At 37.6% G+C, this 18,558-nt stretch carries 16 protein-coding genes; 9 read left to right on the top strand and 7 right to left on the bottom strand.

Features of this window, described 5'->3' with window-relative positions; genetic code table 11:
• The first annotated feature begins 22 nt into the window (after nucleotides 1-22).
• The 7 genes from rplK to HQN83_RS13960 all read left to right on the top strand — a co-directional run bounded on the left by rplK (nucleotide 23) and on the right by HQN83_RS13960 (nucleotide 10,889).
• A complete protein-coding gene (gene rplK, locus HQN83_RS13990) occupies nucleotides 23-466 on the top strand; it encodes a 50S ribosomal protein L11 (protein WP_008243137.1) in 444 nt (147 codons plus the stop codon).
• 23 nt (nucleotides 467-489) lie between these two features.
• Nucleotides 490-1,188, top strand: coding sequence for a 50S ribosomal protein L1 (rplA, locus tag HQN83_RS13985; RefSeq protein WP_084291015.1), 699 nt, complete (start codon nucleotides 490-492; stop codon nucleotides 1,186-1,188).
• Between the two features lie 2 nt (nucleotides 1,189-1,190).
• Entirely contained in the window at nucleotides 1,191-1,712 is a 522-nt protein-coding gene (gene rplJ, locus HQN83_RS13980; protein WP_173090974.1) for a 50S ribosomal protein L10, read from the top strand.
• Nucleotides 1,713-1,775: 63 nt separating this feature from the next.
• Nucleotides 1,776-2,150 carry a 50S ribosomal protein L7/L12 gene (gene rplL / locus HQN83_RS13975; protein WP_173090973.1) on the top strand — a complete coding sequence of 125 codons (375 nt, stop codon included), beginning with the start codon at nucleotides 1,776-1,778 and terminating at the stop codon, nucleotides 2,148-2,150.
• 154 nt (nucleotides 2,151-2,304) lie between these two features.
• Nucleotides 2,305-6,108 (top strand): DNA-directed RNA polymerase subunit beta, encoded by a 3,804-nt coding sequence (rpoB, locus tag HQN83_RS13970; protein ID WP_173090972.1) that lies wholly within the window; start codon nucleotides 2,305-2,307, stop codon nucleotides 6,106-6,108.
• A gap of 92 nt (nucleotides 6,109-6,200) precedes the next feature.
• Nucleotides 6,201-10,487, top strand: coding sequence for a DNA-directed RNA polymerase subunit beta' (gene rpoC / locus HQN83_RS13965; RefSeq protein ID WP_173090971.1), 4,287 nt, complete (start codon nucleotides 6,201-6,203; stop codon nucleotides 10,485-10,487).
• A gap of 87 nt (nucleotides 10,488-10,574) precedes the next feature.
• Nucleotides 10,575-10,889: a DUF3467 domain-containing protein gene (locus HQN83_RS13960; protein ID WP_048907295.1), complete on the top strand. Its 315-nt coding sequence runs from the start codon at nucleotides 10,575-10,577 to the stop codon at nucleotides 10,887-10,889.
• Here HQN83_RS13960 and miaA read toward each other — a convergent pair.
• Genes miaA through HQN83_RS13940 form a run of 4 tightly spaced genes read right to left on the bottom strand, consistent with a single transcriptional unit; the run spans nucleotide 10,886 to nucleotide 14,513 of the window.
• Nucleotides 10,886-11,803: a tRNA (adenosine(37)-N6)-dimethylallyltransferase MiaA gene (miaA, locus tag HQN83_RS13955; protein WP_173090970.1), complete on the bottom strand. Its 918-nt coding sequence runs from the start codon at nucleotides 11,801-11,803 to the stop codon at nucleotides 10,886-10,888. The genes HQN83_RS13960 and miaA overlap by 4 nt on opposite strands.
• Nucleotides 11,803-12,456: an IS1096 element passenger TnpR family protein gene (locus HQN83_RS13950; RefSeq protein ID WP_173090969.1), complete on the bottom strand. Its 654-nt coding sequence runs from the start codon at nucleotides 12,454-12,456 to the stop codon at nucleotides 11,803-11,805. Before HQN83_RS13950 ends, miaA begins: the two co-directional genes overlap by 1 nt.
• A 57-nt stretch (nucleotides 12,457-12,513) precedes the next feature.
• Nucleotides 12,514-13,920 carry a CCA tRNA nucleotidyltransferase gene (locus HQN83_RS13945; protein WP_173090968.1) on the bottom strand — a complete coding sequence of 469 codons (1,407 nt, stop codon included), beginning with the start codon at nucleotides 13,918-13,920 and terminating at the stop codon, nucleotides 12,514-12,516.
• Nucleotides 13,921-13,946: 26 nt separating this feature from the next.
• The gene (locus HQN83_RS13940; protein WP_173090967.1) at nucleotides 13,947-14,513 is read right to left on the bottom strand and encodes an L-threonylcarbamoyladenylate synthase; all 567 of its coding nucleotides are present in this window, start codon (nucleotides 14,511-14,513) and stop codon (nucleotides 13,947-13,949) included.
• A 97-nt stretch (nucleotides 14,514-14,610) separates the two neighbouring features.
• Here HQN83_RS13940 and HQN83_RS13935 point away from each other — a divergent pair, with 97 nt between their 5' ends.
• Complete coding sequence (locus tag HQN83_RS13935; RefSeq protein WP_173090966.1) at nucleotides 14,611-15,744, top strand: glycosyltransferase family 4 protein; 1,134 nt, start codon at nucleotides 14,611-14,613, stop codon at nucleotides 15,742-15,744.
• 225 nt (nucleotides 15,745-15,969) lie between these two features.
• On the opposite strand, the gene HQN83_RS13930 is transcribed toward HQN83_RS13935, so the two are convergent.
• On the bottom strand, nucleotides 15,970-16,788 hold the full coding sequence (locus HQN83_RS13930) for a 2,3,4,5-tetrahydropyridine-2,6-dicarboxylate N-succinyltransferase (RefSeq protein ID WP_173090965.1): 819 nt from the start codon (nucleotides 16,786-16,788) through the stop codon (nucleotides 15,970-15,972).
• Between the two features lie 77 nt (nucleotides 16,789-16,865).
• Between HQN83_RS13930 and HQN83_RS13925 the strand changes: the two genes are divergently transcribed.
• Nucleotides 16,866-17,267 (top strand): RNA-binding S4 domain-containing protein, encoded by a 402-nt coding sequence (locus HQN83_RS13925; protein ID WP_108206565.1) that lies wholly within the window; start codon nucleotides 16,866-16,868, stop codon nucleotides 17,265-17,267.
• Here the strand turns inward: HQN83_RS13925 and HQN83_RS13920 are convergent, their stop codons facing one another.
• A complete protein-coding gene (locus HQN83_RS13920; protein WP_173090964.1) occupies nucleotides 17,268-17,993 on the bottom strand; it encodes an EcsC family protein in 726 nt (241 codons plus the stop codon).
• Between the two features lie 65 nt (nucleotides 17,994-18,058).
• The gene (locus HQN83_RS13915) at nucleotides 18,059-18,541 is read right to left on the bottom strand and encodes a nucleoside deaminase (protein ID WP_173090963.1); all 483 of its coding nucleotides are present in this window, start codon (nucleotides 18,539-18,541) and stop codon (nucleotides 18,059-18,061) included.
• Nucleotides 18,542-18,558 lie beyond the last annotated feature (17 nt).

The following is an 18,558-nucleotide window of genomic DNA, read 5'->3' as shown; positions in this document are numbered from 1 at the left end:
TTACAAATTAACAAAACAGAAAATGGCAAAAGAAGTCAGTGCACTTGTTAAATTACAGATCAAGGGTGGAGCTGCAAATCCGTCGCCACCAGTAGGACCTGCTTTAGGTGCTAAGGGGGTGAACATCATGGAGTTTTGCAAACAATTCAATGCTCGTACTCAAGATAAGCCCGGTAAAGTATTACCAGTTGTAATTACTGTTTATGCTGACAAGTCTTTCGAATTTATCATCAAAACCCCTCCAGTTGCTATCCAGTTAAAGGATGCTACTAAATTACAGAGTGGTTCTGCTGAGCCCAACCGTAAGAAAGTTGGTTCGGTGACTTGGGATCAGGTTAAGTCAATTGCTGAAGATAAAATGACTGATTTAAATGCTTTCACTATCGAATCGGCGATGAGTATGGTTGCCGGTACAGCACGCAGTATGGGAATCACCGTTAGTGGTGATGCACCTTGGACAAATTAATTAACAAAAAACAGTTTACAACAGTGGCTAAATTAACAAAAAATCAAAAAAAGGCACATGCTAAACTAGAATCTGGTAAAACGTATTCTTTAAAGGATGCGGCTGCTTTGGTTAAAGAAATAACTACTACTAAATTTGATGCATCGGTTGATATCGATGTTAGTTTAGGTGTAGATCCACGTAAAGCCAATCAAATGGTACGTGGTATTGCAACTTTACCACACGGTACAGGTAAAACTGTACGTGTTTTAGTTCTTTGTACTCCTGATAAGGAAGAAGAGGCTAAAGCGGCTGGCGCAGATTTTGTAGGTTTAGACGAATATGTAGCCAAGATTGAAGGTGGATGGACTGATGTTGACATTATTATCACTACTCCTGCTTGTATGGCAAAAGTAGGTAAACTGGGCCGCGTTTTAGGTCCACGTAACCTTATGCCAAACCCTAAATCAGGTACTGTAACTAACGAAGTTGGTAAAGCAGTAACTGACGTAAAAGGCGGTAAGATTGATTTTAAAGTTGACAAAAGTGGTATTATACACGCTTCAGTAGGAAAAGTATCATTCCCAGCAGAGAAAATATATGAAAATGCTTTAGAAGTTCTTCAAGTAATTTCTAAATTAAAACCATCTGCTGCAAAAGGAACTTATTTTAAGAGCATTCATGTTTCTTCAACTATGAGTCCTGGAATTGCAATCGAAACTAAATCAGTAGCGGGGATCTAATTATGAACAGAGAAGAAAAACACGAAGTCGTTTCGGCTCTTCAAGTGAAGATGCAGGAATACGGTAATTTTTATATTGCCGATACATCAAGCTTATCTGTTGAGAAAATTAACGGTATCCGTCGTAAATGTTTCGAAAGCGGGATTGAAATGCAAGTAGCTAAAAATACTTTAATCAGAAAAGCGATTGAAGGATTAGAAGGTGATGCATCAGAGATCTTTGTTGCGCTAAAAGGCCAATCAGCATTATTATTCTCAACAGTAGGTAACGGTCCAGCTAAGCTGATCAAAGCCTTGAGAAAAGGAACTGATAAACCTCAGCTAAAAGCTGCATATATCGATTCAACAGTATTTATTGGTGATAACCAACTTGATACTTTAGTAAGCTTGAAATCAAGAGAAGAGCTTATCGGAGACATCATTGGATTATTACAATCACCAGCTAAAAACGTTATTTCGGCATTACAGTCTGGCGGTAACAAAATTGCAGGAATTGTTAAAACTCTTCAAGAAAGAGAAGGTTAAGGAACACCTTAAAAGTTCATATTAAATAAATTATTATTACGTAAATTTTTAAAATCTATAAAAATGGCAGATTTAAAAGCGTTTGCTGAGCAATTGGTAAACTTAACAGTTAAAGAAGTTAACGAATTAGCTCAAATCTTAAAAGACGAGTATGGTATTGAACCAGCTGCTGCTGCAGTTGCTGTTGCAGGTCCTGCTGGTGATGCTGCTCCTGCAGCTGAAGAAAAATCAACTTTTGATGTTATATTGAAAGAAGCTGGTGGTTCTAAATTAGCAGTAGTTAAATTGGTAAAAGACTTAACTGGTTTAGGTTTGAAAGAAGCTAAAGACTTAGTTGACGGTGCACCAAAAGAATTAAAAGCTGGTGTTTCTAAAGACGAAGCTAATGCTTTGAAAACTCAATTAGAAGAAGCTGGAGCTGTAGTTGAAATTAAGTAATCACTTAATTTTAATATAACTTTAACCATAGACTCCGACTGTATAGTCGGAGTCTATACCTGTTTATAAACATTTCATCTTGTTTGGTTGGTGGAATTGTTTAACGGCTAACCAAACAAATAGTTTATTCTTAAAGTAAATTAACTTTAGTCCATTGGCAAATAAAGTCGACCAAAGAGTAAATTTTGCACGTAGTAAGCATATCATAGATTACCCAGATTTTCTAGATGTGCAGTTGCAATCATTCAGAGAATTTTTTCAGATAGAGACAACTTCGGATAACCGTCACACTGAGGGTTTATTTAAGGTGTTTGCTGAAAACTTCCCAATCACTGATTCAAGAAACATCTTTGTTCTTGAGTTCCTTGATTATTTTATTGACCCACCGCGTTATGATATACCTGAGTGTATTGATCGTGGGTTAACTTATAGTGTTCCATTAAAAGCAAAGCTTAAGCTTTCTTGTAATGATGCTGAACACGAAGATTTTGAAACCATCATTCAAGATGTATATTTAGGAACCATACCTTATATGACTCCTAAAGGTACTTTTGTGATTAACGGCGCAGAGCGTGTAATTGTTTCTCAGTTGCACAGGTCTCCGGGTGTGTTCTTCGGTCAAAGCCGTCACACTAACGGAACTAAGCTTTATTCTGCCCGTGTAATTCCTTTCAAAGGATCTTGGATTGAGTTTGCTACTGACGTAAATAACGTCATGTATGCTTACATTGATCGTAAGAAAAAGTTCCCGGTTACCACCTTATTGCGTGCTATTGGTTATGATTCTGATAAAGACATCCTTGAATTGTTTGACTTAGCTGATGAGGTTAAGGTTAGCAAATCAGGTTTGAAGAAATATATCGGTCGTAAACTTGCTGCAAGAGTATTAAGAAAATGGGTTGAGGATTTTGTTGATGAAGATACTGGTGAGGTAGTTTCTATAGATCGTAATGAAGTGATCTTAGATAGGGATACCGTTTTAGAAGATGACCATATTGATATGATCATTGATGCTGGTGTTAAAACTATTATCTTATCTAAAGATGATGGTGCAAGCCAGGCTGATTATACCATTATATATAATACTTTACAAAAAGATACTTCTAACTCTGAGAAAGAGGCTGTTGAAAACATCTATCGTGCTTTGCGTAATGCAGAACCACCTGATGAGGAAACTGCTAGAGGTATTATTGAGCGTTTGTTCTTCTCGGATAAACGTTATGATTTAGGTGATGTAGGTAGATACCGTATCAACCGTAAGTTGAAAATGGATACTCCTGATCACGTAAAGGTTTTAACAAAAGCTGATATTATTGCTATTGTTAAATATCTGATCAAATTGATCAACTCTAAAGAAGAAGTGGATGATATTGATCACTTGTCGAATCGTCGTGTTCGTACAGTAGGTGAGCAATTGTACGCTCAATTTGGTGTTGGTCTAGCACGTATGGCGCGTACTATCCGCGAGCGTATGAACATTCGTGACAACGAGGTATTTACTCCAACAGACTTAATTAATGCCCGTACATTATCGTCGGTTATTAATTCATTCTTTGGTACTAACCAGTTGTCTCAGTTCATGGACCAGACAAATCCTTTGGCAGAGATTACGCACAAACGTCGTTTGTCAGCCTTAGGCCCAGGTGGTCTTTCACGTGAGCGTGCCGGTTTCGAGGTACGTGACGTTCACTATACTCACTACGGTCGTTTATGTACAATTGAAACTCCAGAGGGACCAAACATCGGTTTGATCTCGTCTCTTTGTGTTCATGCGAAGATAAACAACTTAGGTTTCATTGAAACTCCTTATAAAAAAGTAGATAATGGTGTTGTGTCTGTAGACGAACCAGTTATTTACCTTTCTGCTGAGGATGAAGATGGTAAAACAATTGCTCAGGCAAACGCCGAGTATGATGATAAAGGTAATTTCACTACTCCACGTGTAAAAGCGCGTTACGAGGGTGACTTCCCGATTATTGAGCCTGAGAAATTAGACTTAATGGACGTAGCACCTAATCAGATTACTTCGATCGCTGCTTCGTTGATTCCTTTCCTTGAGCATGATGATGCGAACAGGGCTTTGATGGGATCGAACATGCAACGTCAGGCCGTACCATTGTTACGTCCTGAGGCTCCAATCGTTGGTACAGGTTTGGAAGGTCGCGTAGCCCGCGATTCAAGAACATTGATCAATGCAGAAGGCGATGGTGTTGTTGAATATGTTGATGCAAATGAGATCACTATTAAATATGTAAGAAACGATGGAGATCGTTTAGTATCGTTTGAAGGTGATAGCAAAACTTATAAATTAATCAAATTCAAGAAAACCAACCAGAATACTTGTATTAACTTGAAACCAATCGTTAAGAAAGGTCAGAAAGTTGTAAAAGGACAAGTGCTTTGTGAAGGCTATGCTACTGAAAATGGTGAATTGGCATTAGGAAGAAACTTAAAAGTTGCTTTCATGCCTTGGCAAGGATATAACTTTGAGGATGCGATCGTAATTAACGAGCGTATTGTTCGTGAAGATATCTTTACTTCATTACACATTGAAGAGTTTGAATTAGAAGTACGTGATACAAAACGTGGAGAAGAGGAATTAACACCAGATATCCCTAACGTTTCTGAAGAAGCTACTAAAGATTTAGATGAAAACGGTATTATCCGTATCGGTGCTGAAGTTAAAGAAGGTGATATCCTTATTGGTAAGATCACTCCTAAAGGAGAATCTGATCCTTCGCCGGAAGAGAAATTATTACGTGCAATATTTGGAGATAAAGCTGGTGATGTTAAAGATGCATCATTAAAAACACCTCCATCTATTAAAGGTGTGGTAATTGATACTAAGTTGTTCTCGAGAGCTAAGAAAACTACTAAAGCTGAAGAGAAATCAGCAATAGAGAAATTAGACAAGAGATACGACCTTGCTACAACAAATCTTAAAAATGAGCTTGTAGATAAATTATTCCAGATTGTAAACGGTAAAACATCTCAAGGTGTGTACAACGTTTATAAGGAATTATTATTCCCTAAAGGAGCTAAGTTTACTCAAAAGAGTTTAGCTGATTTAGAATACGCGCACATTAATCCATACAAATGGACTACTGATGATGACAAGAATGAGCAGATCAAATTGTTATTGCACAACTATGGTATTCGTGTAAACGAAGAACTTGGTGCTTACAAACGTGATAAGTTTGCGATTAGTGTGGGTGATGAGCTGCCTTCAGGTATTGTTCAGATGGCTAAGGTTTATGTAGCTAAAAAACGTAAGTTAAAAGTAGGTGATAAGATGGCTGGTCGTCACGGTAATAAGGGTATTGTAGCTCGTATTGTACGTGATGAAGATATGCCATTCTTAGAAGATGGAACTCCTGTTGATATCGTGTTGAACCCACTGGGTGTACCTTCACGTATGAACCTTGGTCAGATCTATGAAACTGTATTGGCATGGGCCGGTAAAGAATTGGGTGTTAAATTTGCAACTCCAATCTTTGATGGTGCTAAGCACAATGAGGTTGAAGACTGGATCGCTAAGGCTGGATTACCTGCTTCTGGAAGAACTTACTTAAATAACGGTTTAACAGGTGAGAAATTTGATCAGCCAACAACTGTAGGTATTATCTACATGTTGAAACTAGGACACATGGTTGATGATAAGATGCACGCTCGTTCTATCGGACCATACTCATTAATTACACAACAGCCATTGGGTGGTAAAGCTCAGTTTGGTGGTCAGCGTTTTGGTGAGATGGAGGTTTGGGCATTGGAAGCATTTGGTGCTGCCAACATTCTACAAGAGATATTAACTGTTAAGTCAGATGATGTTATCGGTAGAGCTAAAACTTACGAAGCGATTGTAAAAGGCGAAAACCTTCCTACACCAGGTGTACCAGAATCATTCAATGTATTGGTACATGAGTTACGTGGATTAGGTTTAGATATTACGTTAGACTAAGTATATAGTATTAAGTAGTTAGTAATTAGATAAGCTAAACGCCCAATTCTAAATACTAACTACTAATTACTAGCTACTAAAACAAAAGAGCTATGTCTTACAAAAAGGATAATAAATTAAAAAGCAATTTCACATCGATTACCATTAGTTTGGCATCGCCTGAGGCTATTTTAGAGCGCTCAAGTGGTGAGGTGTTGAAACCTGAGACTATCAATTATCGTACTTACAAACCTGAGCGTGATGGTTTGTTTTGCGAGCGTATTTTTGGTCCTGTAAAAGATTACGAATGTCATTGTGGTAAATACAAACGTATCCGTTATAAAGGTATTGTTTGCGACCGTTGTGGTGTTGAGGTAACTGAAAAGAAAGTACGTAGAGAGCGTATGGGACATATCAACCTGGTAGTTCCTGTTGCGCATATCTGGTATTTCCGTTCATTGCCAAATAAAATCGGTTACTTATTAGGTTTGCCTACTAAAAGATTAGATCTGATTATTTACTACGAGCGTTATGTAGTAATTCAACCAGGTTTAATGGCTGAAGAAGGTATTCAGTATATGGATTTCCTTACTGAAGAAGAATATTTAGATATTCTTGATAAATTACCTAAAGAGAACCAATATCTGGATGACAAAGATCCTAATAAATTCGTAGCCAAAATGGGTGCTGAAGCATTAGAAGATTTGTTAAAACGTATTGATTTAGATACTTTATCTTATAACTTACGTCACCAGGCTGCTAATGAGACTTCACAACAACGTAAAAACGAAGCATTAAAACGTTTACAAGTTGTTGAGGCATTCCGTGGTTCAAGATCACGTATTGAGAATAATCCAGAGTGGATGATCATTAAGATCGTTCCGGTTATTCCACCAGAATTGCGTCCATTAGTACCTCTAGAAGGTGGTCGTTTTGCGACTTCAGATTTAAATGATCTATACCGTCGTGTAATTATCCGTAACAACCGTTTGAAGCGTTTGATCGAGATCAAAGCTCCAGAAGTAATTTTACGTAACGAAAAACGTATGTTACAAGAAGCGGTTGATTCGTTATTTGATAACTCACGTAAAGTAAACGCTGTAAAAACTGAAGGTAACCGTGCTTTAAAATCTCTTTCAGATATTCTGAAAGGTAAACAAGGTCGTTTCCGTCAGAACTTATTAGGTAAACGTGTGGATTATTCTGCTCGTTCTGTAATTGTTGTAGGTCCTAACCTTAAATTACACGAATGCGGTTTACCTAAGGATATGGCTGCTGAGCTATTTAAACCATTTATCATCCGCAAGATGATAGAAAGAGGTATCGTTAAAACAGTAAAATCTGCTAAGAAAATTGTAGATAGAAAAGACCCATTAGTTTGGGATATTCTAGAGAATGTTTTAAAAGGACACCCTGTATTACTGAATCGTGCACCTACGTTACACAGATTGGGTATACAATCTTTCCAACCTAAATTGGTTGAAGGTAAAGCAATTCAATTACACCCGTTAGTTTGTACCGCATTTAACGCGGATTTTGACGGTGACCAGATGGCAGTACACTTACCATTAGGACACGCCGCAATCTTAGAGGCACAAGTATTAATGCTTGCTGCACACAACATTCTAAACCCTGCAAACGGTACTCCTATTACTGTACCTTCACAGGATATGGTTTTGGGTCTTTATTATATTACTAAAGGCCGTAGAACTGACGAAGGACGTGTAGTTAAAGGACAAGACTCTATATTCTATTCTCCAGAAGAGGTTATCATTGCTTATAATGAGAAACGTATTGATCTTCACGCATTTATTAAAGTTAAAGTAAATGTTAAAATTGAGGATGGAACTATAGTTAATAAATTGACTGACACAACTGTTGGACGTGTACTATTTAATCAAATGGTTCCGGAAGAAGTTGGTTACATCAATGAATTGTTAACTAAAAAATCTTTAAGAGATATTATCGGTGAGGTTGTTAAAATCACTGGTATGGCTCGTGCATCAAGATTCCTTGATGACATTAAAGAATTAGGTTTCCAAATGGCATTCAGAGGAGGTTTATCGTTTAACTTACAAGACGTAAACATTCCTGTTGAAAAACATACTTTATTACAACAAGCTTCCGCAGAAGTTGAAGAGGTAAGGAATAACTATAACATGGGATTCATTACCAACAACGAGCGTTACAACCAAATTATCGATATCTGGACTCGTATCAATAACCGTTTAACATCATTCGTGATGAATCAGTTATCGAGCGATAACCAAGGATTTAACTCAGTTTACATGATGTTGGATTCTGGAGCCCGTGGTTCGAAAGAACAGATTCGTCAGTTGTGCGGTATGCGTGGTTTGATGGCAAAACCTCAAAAATCAGGTTCTGGTGGTGAGATTATTGAAAACCCGATCTTATCTAACTTTAAAGAAGGATTATCGGTATTAGAATACTTTATCTCTACTCACGGTGCTCGTAAAGGTTTGGCGGATACGGCGTTAAAAACTGCCGATGCTGGTTACTTGACACGTCGTTTACATGATGTGGCACAGGATATGATCGTTAATTCTGAGGATTGCGGTACATTGAGAGGTATGTATACTACAGCGTTGAAAGACAATGAAGATATCGTTGAGCCATTATATGACAGAATTTTAGGACGTATATCTCTACATGATGTGTTCAATCCGTTGGATGGAGCATTATTAGTAGGAGCCGGACAAGATATTACTGAAGAAATTGCGAAAACAATTGAAGAGTCTCCTCTTGATGGTGTTGAAATTCGTTCTGTATTAACCTGCGAAAATCAAAGAGGTGTTTGTGCCCTTTGTTATGGACGTAACTTAGCTACTGGTAAACGTGTTCAAAAAGGTGAGGCTGTTGGTGTAATTGCTGCACAGTCAATCGGTGAGCCGGGTACACAGTTAACACTACGTACATTCCACGTGGGTGGTACTGCATCGAACATTGCTGCTGAATCTCAGATTGTGGCGAAGTTTGATGGTGTTATCGAATTTGAAAATGTTCGTACAGTTGAGAACGATACTGAAGATGGAGTAAAACAAATTGTTTTAGGCCGTTCAGGAGAGTTTAAAATTGTTGAGCCGGAAACAAATAAGATTATCATGACGAGCAACATTCCTTACGGTGCATTCTTGTACGTTGAGGATGGAGCTAAAATCGCTAAAGGAGATAGAATTTGTTCGTGGGATCCATATAACGCTGTAATTATCTCGGAATTTGCCGGTAAAATCGAATTTGATGCAATTATTGAAGGTGTAACCTTCCGTGAAGAGTCAGATGAGCAAACTGGTCACCGTGAAAAAGTAATTATAGATACACGTGATAAAACTAAAAACCCTTCAGTAAGAGTTGTTGATAAAAAAGGTGAACTAATCAGAGGATATAACATTCCTGTAGGTGCTCACATTGCTATTGATGAAGGTGATGCAGTTAAAACTGGTCAGATCTTAGTTAAGATACCTCGTGCAACTGGAAAAACAAGGGATATTACGGGTGGTTTACCACGTGTAACTGAGTTATTCGAAGCACGTAATCCATCTAACCCAGCTGTAGTAACTGAGATTGATGGTGTGGTAACTTTAGGCGGTGTGAAACGTGGTAATCGTGAGATGACTATCGAATCTAAAGACGGAGAAGTTAAAAAATACCTTGTTCCATTGTCTAAACACATCCTTGTTCAGGATAATGACTTTGTGAAAGCTGGTATGCCATTATCTGATGGATCTATCTCTCCTGCTGATATTTTAGCAATTAAAGGCCCTGCGGCTGTACAAGAATATCTTGTTAATGGTATCCAAGAGGTTTACCGTTTACAAGGTGTGAAAATCAACGATAAACACTTCGAGGTTATTGTACACCAAATGATGCAGAAAGTACATATCGAAGATCCAGGTGATACCAGTTTCTTAGAGAACAACTCTGTGGATCGTTGGGACTTTATGATCGAGAATGATGAGATCTATGACAAAAAAGTTGTAGTAGAAGCTGGTGATTCAAACACAGTTAAACCTGGTCAAATTCTTTCTTTACGTAAATTAAGAGATGAAAATTCTCAATTGAAACGTAAAGATTTGAAACAAATTGAAGTTCGTGATGCAAGACCTGCAACTGCGAGTTCAGTATTGCAAGGTATTACTCGTGCATCATTAGGTACGAAATCATTCATCTCTGCAGCATCGTTCCAGGAAACAACAAAAGTACTTAACGAAGCAGCTATCGCTGGTAAACGTGACAGTATGCTTGGATTGAAAGAAAACGTAATTGTTGGACACTTAATCCCTTCAGGTACAGGTGTACGTGGATATGAGCGTATCATTGTTGGTTCTCAAGAAGAATACGATAAATTATTAGCTTCTAAACAAGAAGAAATAGGAGCTTAATTTTAAATAAATCTTTCTAAAAAGTCCCCCTTCCTTTAAAAGTCGGGGGACTTTTTTTTTACTATAAAAAATATCTAAGTTTGTTATATGGAAGAACAAAACAACGAAAACCAACTTAACATAGAACTTTCTGAAGAGATTGCAGAGGGCATATTTTCTAATTTGGCTATTATTACCCATTCAAATACAGAATTTGTACTTGACTTTATTAGAGTAATGCCTGGTGTACCTAAAGCAAGAGTAAAGTCGCGTATTATTCTTACACCGGAACATGCAAAAAGATTATTGGCAGCAATGCAAGATAATATAGAAAAATATGAAGCTATAAACGGACGTATTAAGACTCAGGAGGAGCCTCCGGGTTTCCCAATGAACTTTGGCGGGCCAACCGCCCAAGCTTAACTTAAAGCTTGTTTAATGTAAGTGATGACTTCATCAGTGTGGTTTGGCTCAAACCAGGTGGTGGCGTCATCTCTTCTAAACCAAGTCAATTGCCTTTTAGCAAAGCGACGCGTATTTTGTTTGATCTTATCAACAGCTTGTTCCAGGTCTATTTCTCCATCCAGATAAGCAAAAAGCTCCGAATAACCCACTGTATTTAGGGCGTTGTAGCTTCTATAGTCCTCTAGTGACTTTACTTCATCTAGTAAGCCCAGATCCATCATCTGGTCAACTCTTAGGTTAATTCTATTGTAAAGTACAGCGCGGTCTGTATTTAAACCAATCTTAATAATGTTGAAAGGTCTTTTTTTTCTACTATTAGTAAGGAAAGAAGATAGTTTCATTCCTGTGGACAGAAAAAATTCTAACCCCCTTATCATACGCTGAGGATTGGCCTGATCTACTTTTGCATAATATTCAGGATCATTCTCGCTCAGTTGAGCTTTTATAGATTCAATTCCCTGTGATGCAAGCTGCTCATTTAGCTGTTCTCGAATGTTGATATCTGTGTTAGGAAGATCATCAAGACCTTTGCAAATGGCATCAATATAGAGGCCAGAACCGCCAACCATAACTAAAAGATCATGTTTTTTAAACAATTCATCCATTAGTTTAAGGGCCTGCACTTCAAAGTCGCCGGTACTGAATAGTGTTTTTACACTGTGGGAATTAATAAAATGATGTGGGGCGGCAGCTAACTCTTCAGCAGAAGGTTTAGCAGTGCCGATTTCCATTTCTTTAAAGAATTGTCTGGAATCTGCGGAAATGATTTCAGTAGAAAACTGCTTTGCTACCTCGATAGCTAAAGCAGTTTTCCCTATTGCCGTTGGACCTACAATAACAATTAAAGTCTTAGCTGATGCCATATTCGGCATTAGTAATCCTCTTTACTATTGTATTCTTCGTCTTCGTAGTTGTCATTATCAGAGAATTCATCTGATTCATCTTCCGATTCCTCTTCAGCATCCTCATCTTTTTCTTCAGTATTAATGCCTCTGCCACCCATTGCTTCAAGTTCGTCCGTGTCTTCCGGTACAAAATCCATTTCATTTAAGAAATCGAAATCTGTTGAAACAGGATTTGAGGATACAGCAACCGAGCCAAAATTATTCTTTTCGATAATTTTAGGAGCTTCTCCTGTGCTTTTAACCAGGTAAGGATATTCAATGTTCGGATCTGTTTCCAGGATGATCTTTATCAGTTCAACATGAAAATCAAAAGGGCGGTCAAAATTGTATATGTAATAGAATTTTTGATGTGGATCTTCAATGAAGCTACTCAATTTTGAGTTTTCCATTAAAGCGACCCCTCTATCTATTTTACGCTGATTTGGTAAATAAGCTATTTCATCACCTTTTATCCAATTATCTGTGCTCACATAAAAGGACGAAGATTTTTCGGCAGAGTAACCCGTTGAACGGTGAACTGCTTTATGCAAATCTTCAAATGTTTGGGTCGATTTAATATCTATTTCCCTTACTACTTCATCGAAATCTTCGAAACTTATTCTAAATCTATAAATTGCCATTTGAGCTTATTTTCTAGCTATAAAATTAAAAAATAAAATATACTTTATATAATTGTATTAACGAGTTACTGGTAAAAGGCCCAGTTCTTTTGCTTTTTCGAGCATAAACTGTAACGCTTCATCATAGGAATTTGTTATTTCTCCCTCTAAAATGGCCTCACGAATGGCATTTTTGATGATTCCTACTTCTTTCCCTGCCCCCAAACCAAATACTTGCATAATGTCATTTCCTGTAATTGGAGGTTGCCAGTTTCTGATCTTATCGCGCTCTTCAACATCTTTGAGCTTCTGTTTTACCAGTTCAAAGTTGTTTCTGTATTTTTTTACCTTGTATTCGTTTTTGGTAGTTACATCGGCATTGCATAGTAACATCAAACTTTCGATATCCTCTCCGGCGTCAAATAATAAACGCCTAACTGCCGAATCTGTTACTACTTCTTGTGCCAATACAATAGGGCGAAGGTGCAATTGAACAAGCTTTTGAACATACTTCATCTTTTCGTTAAGAGGAAGTTTAAGCTGAGCAAAAATTTGAGGGACCATTCTTGCACCTTTATCCTCATGACCATGAAAAGTCCAGCCATGACCTTCTTCAAAACGTTTTGTTGCCGGTTTGGCAATATCATGAAGAATAGCGGCCCAGCGCAACCACAGGTCATCGGTTACTGTGCAAATATTATCTAAAACCTGTAAGGTGTGATAAAAATTATCTTTATGTCCTTTTCCATTAATAATATCCACGCCATATAAATTGGCCATTTGTGGAAAAATCAAGTGCAATAAGCCCGTATCAAATAAATACTTGAAGCCGACAGAAGGTAGGGGAGATAGAATGATTTTATTAAGTTCATCAGTGATGCGTTCTTTTGAAACGATACTGATTCTTTCTTTTTGTTTTTTGATTGCGTTTATTGCCGCTTCATCAATAGTAAAACTAAGCTGACTGGCAAAACGAACGGCGCGCATCATGCGCAAAGGATCATCAGAAAAAGTAAGCTCCGGATCCAGTGGAGTTTTGATTAATTTATTTGTAAGATCTTCTGTGCCGTCAAAAGGATCAACCAGACTTCCGTAATTATCTTTATTTAAAGAAATAGCAAGCGCATTTATGGTAAAATCTCGCCTAAGCTGATCATCTTCAATTGTACCATTTTCAACTATTGGCTTGCGCGAATCCGCACGATAAGACTCTTTCCTTGCGCCTACAAATTCAATTTCCAAATCCTGAAACTTAAGCATTGCTGTCCCAAAATTCTTAAAAACAGCCACTTTTGTTTTAAGTTGCGCACCCACTAGTTCAGCAAAAGTAATTCCATTGCCTAGCACAACAACATCAATATCTTTTGATGGTCTTTTCAAGAAAATATCACGAACATATCCGCCAATAACATAGGCTTCAATGTTGTGTTTAGCAGCTATACCTGCCAGAACTTTAAAAACAGGATGTTGTAGGTGTTTTTCCATTGCTGAGTTTGCAAAAGTAGTAAAACTTACCTTCTAATAAAGGAAAACTGTCCTCCAGGTGCTAATTTCATTATGGTTGATGGTTTTTTATCAACGTTTAAGTCCTGCTCCCAGTCTACAACATAGTCAACAGCATCTTTAATTTCATCACTTATCTCATCAAAGGTTTTTGGAGTAGCCTGGCCAGATAAATTAGCAGAGGTAGAGGTGATGGGTTTACGAAAACGATGTATCAATTGATCGCAGAAATCATGCTTAACAATCCTAATTCCAACACTTCCATCAGCATTAATTACATTTTTTGCCAGGTTCTTTGCTCCCGAAAAAATAATAGTCAAAGGATTTTCAGTGTATTCAATTAAATCATAAGCAACCTCGGGGATTTCGGTAACATAACTTTGTAGCTTAGCATCTGTATCCAACAAAATGATAAAACTTTTATCACTACTACGACCTTTAATGGCGTTAATTTTTTCTACAGCCTGTTCATTAGTAGCATCACAGCCCAAACCCCATACAGTATCGGTAGGATAAAGAATTACACCACCATCTTTAAGTACCGCAAGCGCATGTTTAATCTGATCGTTTAACATATAGAGTTTGTTTAGCCTATAAAAGTAGGCAAAATTCGTTTTTATTGAGGCTCAGTTTTTAATTTGTTGTATATTTCGCCTCAATTTTAAATGTGATATGAGAATTGCCTTCGATGCAAAGAGAGCCTATCATAACAATACAGGGTTAGGAAATTATAGTAGAACACTGGTGTTGGATCTTGCCCGGTTTTTTCCTGATAACGAATATTTTATGTTCAATCCAAAGCCATCAAAGCAGTATTCTTTAGATGACAAGAATATTCATGAGGTTTTACCAAAGGGATTTTTCTCCCGTAAACTCTCTTCTTTTTGGAGAAGTAAATGGATGACAAAAGATCTTGTTGATCTTGATATAGAACTTTTTCATGGATTAAGTCATGAAATCCCTGTGAATATTCATCAAACCAACATAAAATCTGTTGTAACCATTCACGATTTAATTTTTGAACACTATCCCGAGCAATATAATCCTTTGGATGTTAAATTATATCAAAGAAAGTTCAGACACGCCTGTAAGCATGCCGACCGAATAATTGCCATTAGTGAGCAAACCAAAAAGGATATTGTCGATTTCTATCAAACAGATCCTAATAAAATAGATGTATGTTACCAAAGTTGCGATAGCAGTTTTAATCCATCAATATCTAAAGAACAGAAAGAATTAACTGCTGCCAAGTTTAGTTTACCTTCCAAGTTTTTCCTTTCAGTTGGGTCAATTATTGAAAGGAAAAATCTGCTGAATATCTGCAAGGCGGTTCAACTGTTAGAAAAGGACACAGAAGTTAATTTAGTGGTAATTGGAAAGGGGAGTGGTAAATACAAGAGTGAAATCGATAGTTTCATCTTAAAGAACAACCTCAGTAGTAAAATCACCTTTCTAAAAGATGTTAACTCGGCAGATTTGCCAGCAATATATAGCCTTTCCGAGGCCTTAATTTATCCCTCTTATTTTGAGGGATTTGGTATTCCAGTGCTTGAGGCTTTAAGTGTAGGTGTACCGGTTATCACATCCTCAGTTAGTTGTTTGCCGGAGGCAGGAGGTGATGCAGCGTTATATGTTAATCCAGATAAGCCAGAAGAAATTGCCAACTGCATGTTGACGGTGCTAAAAGGAGGAGAAGATGTGCAAGCCATGGTTCAAAAAGGATTTGTACATGCAGAGAAGTTTAGCAATAAAAATTGCGCAACACAGGTAATGAAAACTTACCAAACAGTAATGATAACTCGATAGTAGTAAGGAAGACTGCTAACAAGAAATAACTAGCAAGAAATAAAAGAGCCTGATCATTTTAATGATCAGGCTCTTTTATTTCCAAACGTCATCCTGAATTTGCAAACGTCATCCTGAATTTATTTCAGGATCTCTCAAGAGAAAGAAAGCCTTGCCTATGCGAGATCCTGAAATAAATTCAGGATGACCACCGCATTAACCTCAGGATGACGACAGTTTTACAACTTATACAGCAACGTTGTTTTCTCTTAATGCATCATTAAGTGAAGTCTTTTTATCTGTAGATTCTTTACGTTTACCAATAATTAATGCACATGGAACGTGATATTCACCTGCAGGGAATTGTTTTGCATAGCTACCAGGAATAACTACTGAACGAGCAGGAACAATACCTTTGTATTCAACAGGAGAACTTCCAGTAACGTCAATAATTTTTGTTGAAGCGGTTAACACTACGTTAGCACCTAATACAGCTTCTTTTTCAACACGAACACCTTCAACTACAATAGCTCTTGAGCCTAAGAAGCAGTTGTCTTCGATGATTACCGGAGCAGCCTGGATAGGTTCAAGAACACCACCAATACCAACACCACCACTTAAGTGAACATGTTTTCCAATTTGCGCACATGAACCAACAGTAGCCCAAGTATCAACCATTGTGCCTTCATCTACGTAGGCACCAATGTTTACATAAGAAGGCATCATGATAACACCTTTAGCAAGGAAAGCACCATAACGAGCACTCGCACCAGGTACTACTCTTACACCAAGTTCTTTATAATTGGTTTTTAGTTTCATTTTATCATGAAACACAAAAGGCCCCGACTCACTTACTTTCATCTGTCTGATGGGGAAGTAAAGAATAACAGCTTTTTTGATCCATTCATTTACACCCCATGAATTTAGAATAGGCTCAGCAACGCGCAATTCACCTTTATCTAACTGCATAACTACGGTTTCAATTGCCTCACAATGTTCCGTATATTCTAATAAAGTTCTATCTTCCCAAGCGGCTTCTACTAACTTTTTTAATTCTGCTATCATGTTGTTTGTTTAATTTTTGACAAAATAAATGAATTTTATGTATTGAGCATTGTTTTCTTATGTATTTTTGATTTTTTATGACTGAAAAGGAAAAATTACGTATCGATAAGTACTTGTGGGCAATAAGATTATTTAAGACCAGAAGTTTAGCTACAGAAGCCTGCAAGGCTGGTCGTGTTAAATTTAATGGCCAAAATCTTAAGCCATCTGCCATCGTTAAACCCGGCGAAGTTTATCAGGTATCAAGAGGGATAGAAAAAAAAGTAATAGAAGTTGTTGAGCTTTTGTACAACAGAGTAGAATCTAAAATTGCCGTAACTAAATACAAAGACATTACTCCACTTGAAGAAACACATGGATTCAAATCTATGTTTCATGCACCAGCTTTAAAAAGAGATAGGGGAACTGGAAGGCCAACTAAAAAAGATAGACGCGAAACCGACGATTTAATAGGCGGACTTTTTGAAGAAGAAGAATAGCTATTCCGCTTTTTTCAAACGCATCCGATAAGCCTGGGTAGCCGTTTTTCCAAGCTTTTTAATTAACTGATAATTGGCAACGGCGCCAACTGCAGCGCCAACTACAGGTAATAATTGCGCTAGTTTAGCAATGTCTATATAATCTCGATATTCCTGCTGAAATGTTTTCCAGTCGAAATTATCAGAGTTTTCAGGAAGTATGTGAAGCTTCTCATCCCAATCCTGAATGTGTGCAAACACTTTTTGGCCACCTTCTTTACTAGAAAAAGCAAGTTGAAAAATATAAAGAATGTATAAACGTTCCCTAAAGTCTTTCACGTCAACACCGTACAGGGCTGCAATTTCAAACAGCATTTTCATTTTTATACCTACAAGTATTGGAAAATCAGCCATACTCATCAAAAAGCCACCAGCCCCGGTTATACCACCTTCTGCAGCGCCGGTTTTAGAGTAGCTGTCTATTTTTTCGCGCACCAGTGCCTCCCGATGAATCAAGCTCATTTCTTCAGGAGGGGTAGATGAAGTAGTGTACGTAGAGCCATAAAGAACAGCCCTTGTCATACCCTTAATCGCTGCAGTAATGGCATCATGAACCTTATCCGGAATATAACCGTTTATCTTTTTCTGGATACCATCGGTAACCTTGTTCAAAACAGACGGCTTTTTTAGGATATCTCTCTTCCAAAATTCCAGTTCAATCTCTACTTTTTGCCTGTAACTATCCATTCTGAGGGTTTAATTGCTTGATTAGATATAAGACGCCACAAAGGAGTTACAAGTTACAGAAAAGACTATAAATCTGTTTTCTCAGCAGATTTGTTCCAGAGTTTAAAAGCCCTTTGTGCATCATCTCTCATCATTTGCTTAAAAGGGAGCACTCTATCTGCCATCGATTTATGCATTTCATCATAAATGAATTTATCGCTAAAACCAATATCAGCAGCGTCTATTTTGGTGTTTGCGTAGTAAATGGTGTCGATACTAGCCCAATAAACAGCGCTTAGGCACATAGGGCATGGTTCGCAGCTTGTGTATATTACACAACCGCTCAAATCAAATGTTTTCAGTTTCTTGCAAGCCAGTCTTATGGCAGCAACCTCTGCATGCGCAGTAGGGTCGTTGTCGGCTATAACCATGTTAGCACTTTTGGCAATAACTTTTCCATCTTTTACCACAACGGCACCAAATGGAGCGCCCATTTTATCTAAAACATTTTCTTCAGAAAGCTGAATCGCCAGTTTCATGAATTTCTCGTGTTCTTTTAATTTGTCCATGTTATTTGAGGTGCAAA

It is taken from the genome of Pedobacter foliorum (genome assembly GCF_013266735.1).
Taxonomy (GTDB): domain Bacteria; phylum Bacteroidota; class Bacteroidia; order Sphingobacteriales; family Sphingobacteriaceae; genus Pedobacter; species Pedobacter foliorum.
The sequence above is the reverse complement of the archived record's forward strand: the minus strand, read 5'-3'. Positions and strand labels throughout refer to the sequence as shown.

Coding starts and splice junctions, on each gene's coding strand:
- rplK (WP_008243137.1), top strand. CDS start 23: ATGGCAAAAGAAGTCAGTGCACTTGTTAAATTACAGATCAAGGGTGGA.
- rplJ (WP_173090974.1), top strand. CDS start 1,191: ATGAACAGAGAAGAAAAACACGAAGTCGTTTCGGCTCTTCAAGTGAAG.
- rplL (WP_173090973.1), top strand. CDS start 1,776: ATGGCAGATTTAAAAGCGTTTGCTGAGCAATTGGTAAACTTAACAGTT.
- rpoC (WP_173090971.1), top strand. CDS start 6,201: ATGTCTTACAAAAAGGATAATAAATTAAAAAGCAATTTCACATCGATT.
- HQN83_RS13960 (WP_048907295.1), top strand. CDS start 10,575: ATGGAAGAACAAAACAACGAAAACCAACTTAACATAGAACTTTCTGAA.
- miaA (WP_173090970.1), bottom strand. CDS start 11,803: ATGCCGAATATGGCATCAGCTAAGACTTTAATTGTTATTGTAGGTCCA.
- HQN83_RS13950 (WP_173090969.1), bottom strand. CDS start 12,456: ATGGCAATTTATAGATTTAGAATAAGTTTCGAAGATTTCGATGAAGTA.
- HQN83_RS13945 (WP_173090968.1), bottom strand. CDS start 13,920: ATGGAAAAACACCTACAACATCCTGTTTTTAAAGTTCTGGCAGGTATA.
- HQN83_RS13940 (WP_173090967.1), bottom strand. CDS start 14,513: ATGTTAAACGATCAGATTAAACATGCGCTTGCGGTACTTAAAGATGGT.
- HQN83_RS13935 (WP_173090966.1), top strand. CDS start 14,611: ATGAGAATTGCCTTCGATGCAAAGAGAGCCTATCATAACAATACAGGG.
- HQN83_RS13930 (WP_173090965.1), bottom strand. CDS start 16,788: ATGATAGCAGAATTAAAAAAGTTAGTAGAAGCCGCTTGGGAAGATAGA.
- HQN83_RS13925 (WP_108206565.1), top strand. CDS start 16,866: ATGACTGAAAAGGAAAAATTACGTATCGATAAGTACTTGTGGGCAATA.
- HQN83_RS13920 (WP_173090964.1), bottom strand. CDS start 17,993: ATGGATAGTTACAGGCAAAAAGTAGAGATTGAACTGGAATTTTGGAAG.
- HQN83_RS13915 (WP_173090963.1), bottom strand. CDS start 18,541: ATGGACAAATTAAAAGAACACGAGAAATTCATGAAACTGGCGATTCAG.